Consider the following 4,973-nt stretch of genomic DNA (forward strand, 5'->3'; position numbering starts at 1 on the left):
GTTCTTCTGGTTTGCATTTTACATTTAATTATGTCCTCCTACTGAGTTGATTATGTGGATTGAGTGGAGTTGGTGAGCAAAAGGGTATTGCCCATTGCAACCATGCTGTTATTACCTCTAATATCTGACAGATAATGACAGCATTAAAAATCAAGCAAAGAGCGGGTTGGGTACTGCATCAAGCTTGCAAAGTATGTGGAAAAAATAAATTTGAGGAAAGAAAATAAGATGCGAAAAAATAGTATAAACCAAGATTTTATCCCGCCTGAAGAAGCAATTCATCGCTGTATTCAGGCATCTGAGCAAAGTAACATGGATAGCATTGCTATTGAAACTGATGAGGTAAGCAAGAACTCTTTGTCTGTAAAAGATATTACTACTGATTTAGACATTCAGAGTTATTCACTACCAGTAGACCAGGAAGCTAGGCATCTGTTACTTAAAACTTCAGTTAAGAAGAATCTAAATGAACAGCTAGCATCCTTAGTTGCCCAAGCCCGTAGACATCCACCTGGAAGCCCTCAACGTCAGAAGTTGCTCACGCAAATCATTCGTTTGACACAAAATAAACTCTGGAAGGAAAATACTCCCTACTATCAAGACGCACTGCAACAAACTTGGTTGTATTTCTGCCGCAACATTTGTGATGGTCTGACAGGTCAAGCCTATGACTCCACTCAAGGTAGTGTGATTAATTGGCTAGATGCTTACCTAAAACGCAGACTACAAGACTTTTATCTCAACCAAAACTGGGAAAAAGCCACAACAGTCTCCTTTAGGGTTCATCAGTCTAAGTCGGGTGAGATTGGTGAAAGTATTGACCCGATAGATAATATACCAGCTACCACCCAAGCACCTCCTATTTTGGAAAACCTGGAGATATGGGTGGAGACAGACTCGGATATGGAACTACGTAGTACTCACATTAAAAGGCGTCCAGACGTAAATTGTCAGGTATTAATTCTCAAACGCTTACCCCCGGAAGTTAGCTGGAAAGAATTATCTAAAGACTTTGGGCTGTCAATTGCGACATTAAGCAGTTTCTATCAACGGCAGTGTCTACCACGCTTGCGGAAATTTGCTGAGATAGAGGGTTTATTCTAAATGCTATTTGGGCATGAACAAATAAGTACTAGTAGCGTACTCTCTCTCAAAAAACCTTCTAATAATGTCCGTTGCAAAGCTGATACTTTAATAAAGTATCGACTTAAATAAAAAACCAATAATTAGACCAACTATTCCAGCAATTAAACCGGCACACAAGAAGTAAAAAAACAATTCCAAACTTGCTTGAATATTTTGGGTATATCTGAAATAAAATATTGCCCAAATCGCTCCAAGCGTTCCTAAAATTACTGTTGGCATCGTTACGATTGCTATGACACTTTGAGTTTTCATTTATATATGTATAGTATTATGAACCGTAAAAGTTTCTAGTTAAACACATAACAGAAACAACTTAAATTAGACAAAAAATCCAAAAATACGCACGAATAGAGCTAAAAACACGTATTTATCCAGAACGGATTATGAATAAAATCTGATGAAAATCAATCCTCCTAAAACTGCTCCTTCAATAATGCCTATAATCCAGAAAAGAAAAATCCAAAAGAACCAGACTATGCCTTCACCGCCAATAAATAAACCACCTGTGGCTTCTTTATATTCCCTCAAACCAACTAAATGACCAATAAAAACACCAACTATTCCACCAAGCAATCCTCCCAAAAATGAGTATAAGAATAAGTTGAGATTTATTTGAATATTTTGGCTATACAGTAGATAAATTATTGCCCAGAGCAATCCTATGATTGCTGAGATTCCTACTTGTATTGTTGTACAAAAAATTATCGCTTTTATGCTTGGTTGAATATTTTGGATATATCTGAAATAAAATATTGCCCAAATCGCTCCAAGCATTCCTAAGATTACTATTGGAATCGTTACGATTGCTATGACACTTTGAGTTTTCATTTATACATATATAGTATTATGAGCCGTAAAAGTTTCTAGTTAAACACATAACAGTAACGCTCTAAATTCGGCAAAAAATAAAAGAAATACGCACGAATAGCGTCTATAAACACGTATTTATCCAGAACGGATTATGAATAAAATCTAATGAAAAACAATCCTCCTAAAACTGCTCCCACAATAATGCCTACAATCCAGAAAATTGAAATCCAAACAAGCAAACTGGCGGTTTCAGAGCTAAAAATGAAATCACCTGGAAATTCCTTAGATACCCTCGAACCGACTAAATAACCAATAAAACCACCAACTATTACACCAAGCAATCCTCCCAAAACTGAGTAGAAAAATAACTTGAGAGTTACTTGAAGATTTTGGCTATACAGTAGATAAATTATTGCCCAGAGCAATCCGATGATTGCTGAGATTACTACTGATACTACTATAGCAAATATTATCAATTTCATTGCTTTTTTGCGGTCTTAGCTATGGGTCAACATATCAGGTTCAGACTTGATTGTAACACGACAAAAAATGTCGCCGTCAAACTAGTAACATAAGTAAAAACTGTTTTTACAGTCTTGCTATGTTGGCATTTAGCTGCAAATTAACTACATTTATGTCTTGTCAAGGAGCCAAACATGTCGAACAAATATTTACGCAAACTAGTTGCTAAAACCACTGATACTGTAGGTTCTGTAGGTAATATAACTGGTTTTGTAGATACGGTTTCTATTAATGATTCCGGTCTAGTAGCTTTTATTGGTAAATTTGGCAGCATACAAGATTTGCTGGTGAGAGATGGCTCTAATCAAATTAAGAATCTTTCTAGTAATTTTAGTACTAATAGTAGTTTTGCTTCGGGAGTTGAAATTAATAACAACAACCAAGTAATAGCAATCGATCGCGGCAGTGGATTTTCGGCAATTCGTCTCTGGGATGCAAATAATCCTGGTTCTTTCAGCACGAACCTTGGCACTGCTAGGTTTCCATCTGACAATGTTGATTTTGAAAATATTCTTTCGTTTCCTAGCCTCAATAATAAATCGCCAGTAGGTCAGGCAGTTTTCGCTGTAACTCCTAAAGGAGAGTTCCCCAATATTGCCCTAGCAACTTTGGCTAGCGATTCAGGTTTATTTGGAGGGAGAACATATAATCAAGCCATCTTAGCAAGCAATAGTGGCGTTATACCCGCAATCTCAGATAGTGGACTAATTGTCGCTAGAGACTTCAGTACCAAAATCATACTGCAAGATTATCAACTAAAGATCAGTGATGTTATTGCAAGTGATATTAAAGGCTTTACTTCGGTTGGACTTGCCCCTGGAATCAGTAACGATGGAAATGTAGTTGTCTTTTATGGCAATTATAGTGGAACAGGTGACAATCCCCTTCCAGGTTTGCAGCCTGGTGCTGGCATCTTCATCAGTATCAAGACGGATTCGGGAAGGATTATTCAGCGGATTGCTGGTGTTGCTGGCAATGGAATTCTCGATCCTGGAGAAAAATTTGAAGATAACAACAATAATGGAGTACTCGATCCAGGAGAAGATACTGGCTTAATTGGCGGTTTTCTAACCGATGAGCGTCTTGGAGTTACTTTTACATTAACCAACGATGGCGGTTATGGAACTGTAGCTTATTTGGCACAAGATTCGTCTGCTCAACCAGCTCTGGCTCTGTTCTCTAGTCAATTTAATCTATCTTCGGGAGCAACCGAGCCGACAATTGCTACTAGTTTAGTCGCCAAAGTTGGGGAGCAAGCTAATCAGGTATCTTCTGGACTGACGGGAAATATTCAGGATATCAACATTTACGACCCTTTGAACGAACGAGGTCAAACTGCCTTTTGGGTTAAGACTACAACTTCCGAAGAAGCAGTTGTTCAGGCTAATCCAGTGCGAAAACCAGTTTTGCTTTTACCAGGCATCGGTGGTAGTTTTCCCGAAAATGCAGATTTTAGAAATTGGTTGCTCAACCGAGGAGTAGAACCTGATACCTTGCGCCCCGATCCATTACAGAGAAACTATGACGATTTGGTTGAAACATTAAAACGGGCAGGTTATCGAGAGGGAGTAGATCTATTTGTTGCCCCTTATGACTGGCGATTGGATTCAGGACCAATTGATGGAGTAATTGACGGTAAAATTAACCGCTCGGCGGCACAATTAACTGATGATACCTATGAATATGCAGTCGATCAGCTTGGCTTTTGGTTAGAAGAAGCCGTAAAAGGTTGGAAAAGTCAATTTGCGGGGTTGCCAAACAGCGAAATTCCTGAACTTGACTCTGTTGACATTATTGCCCATAGCACGGGAGGAATAGTTGCCAGAACTTACATTCAAAGTGATGCCTACGGACAGCCATTTCAATATCAAGATGATAGCGGAAATAATATCCAGGCAAATTTACCAAAAGTAGATAATTTGATTACGGTGGGCGTACCTAACCGTGGATCTTCCCTACCGTGGAATCCTCTCAATAACAATATTTTTGGTGGATCAGCTAGCTTGTTTCTTGGTTCTGCAACCAAAGCTGCATATCAGAAGGTAACTCAAAGAGGCCAGACGGTTGCATTTAATGGCGACAATAACTCTCCACTCGCAATTACTCCTCCTCCAGCAGGCAATAACCTCGATCCAATTGAGTTTATTGAAAAATACGTTCCTACACTTAGGTCGCTGCTGGCAACTTATCCGTTTATCGATACTCTGCCGAACCAGAAAACTTATAGAAGCATTGAAAGTATCGATCCCAATCAGAGAAATACACTGCTTTTAGACCTCAACAACGGCTTTGATTCTGTAGCTCAAGGTCAATCTCCCGACCCCAATATTTTTGCTGACGAAGTTGGACAAGTCACCGTTATCTACGGAGTCAACAAACCAACGCAAGATGCAGTTACTGAAAGAGACCAGCCAGATTATATTGCGAACATTGGTCCCGTTAATATACCTAAACGTACCGTATTTCCAATCGATGGATTTTTACAAGTACATAAC

The 4,973-nt window shown here is 38.8% G+C and carries 5 protein-coding genes; 2 read left to right on the forward strand and 3 right to left on the reverse strand.

The window, feature by feature from the left end:
• The first annotated feature begins 432 nt into the window (after nt 1-432).
• A complete protein-coding gene (locus tag IQ229_RS12780) occupies nt 433-1,104 on the forward strand; it encodes a sigma-70 family RNA polymerase sigma factor (RefSeq protein ID WP_194044220.1) in 672 nt (223 codons plus the stop codon).
• An 87-nt stretch (nt 1,105-1,191) separates the two neighbouring features.
• Here the strand turns inward: IQ229_RS12780 and IQ229_RS23990 are convergent, their stop codons facing one another.
• The 3 genes from IQ229_RS23990 to IQ229_RS12790 all read right to left on the reverse strand — a co-directional run bounded on the left by IQ229_RS23990 (nt 1,192) and on the right by IQ229_RS12790 (nt 2,438).
• On the reverse strand, nt 1,192-1,365 hold the full coding sequence (locus tag IQ229_RS23990; protein ID WP_228013425.1) for a hypothetical protein: 174 nt from the start codon (nt 1,363-1,365) through the stop codon (nt 1,192-1,194).
• A gap of 162 nt (nt 1,366-1,527) precedes the next feature.
• A complete protein-coding gene (locus IQ229_RS12785) occupies nt 1,528-1,974 on the reverse strand; it encodes a hypothetical protein (RefSeq protein WP_194044216.1) in 447 nt (148 codons plus the stop codon).
• Nucleotides 1,975-2,105: 131 nt separating this feature from the next.
• Nucleotides 2,106-2,438: a hypothetical protein gene (locus tag IQ229_RS12790; RefSeq protein WP_194044218.1), complete on the reverse strand. Its 333-nt coding sequence runs from the start codon at nt 2,436-2,438 to the stop codon at nt 2,106-2,108.
• A 174-nt stretch (nt 2,439-2,612) separates the two neighbouring features.
• Between IQ229_RS12790 and IQ229_RS12795 the strand changes: the two genes are divergently transcribed.
• Nucleotides 2,613-4,973: esterase/lipase family protein (locus IQ229_RS12795; RefSeq protein WP_228013426.1), on the forward strand; the 2,361-nt coding region annotated here is incomplete at its 3' end.

It is taken from the genome of Nostoc cf. edaphicum LEGE 07299, assembly GCF_015207245.1.
GTDB classification, from domain to species: Bacteria; Cyanobacteriota; Cyanobacteriia; order Cyanobacteriales; family Nostocaceae; genus Nostoc; species Nostoc edaphicum_B.

What these genes read in the sequence shown, in the direction of transcription:
- IQ229_RS23990 (WP_228013425.1), bottom strand. Translation starts at nt 1,365, where the DNA reads ATGCCAACAGTAATTTTAGGAACGCTTGGAGCGATTTGGGCAATATTT.
- IQ229_RS12785 (WP_194044216.1), bottom strand. Translation starts at nt 1,974, where the DNA reads ATGAAAACTCAAAGTGTCATAGCAATCGTAACGATTCCAATAGTAATC.
- IQ229_RS12790 (WP_194044218.1), bottom strand. Translation starts at nt 2,438, where the DNA reads ATGAAATTGATAATATTTGCTATAGTAGTATCAGTAGTAATCTCAGCA.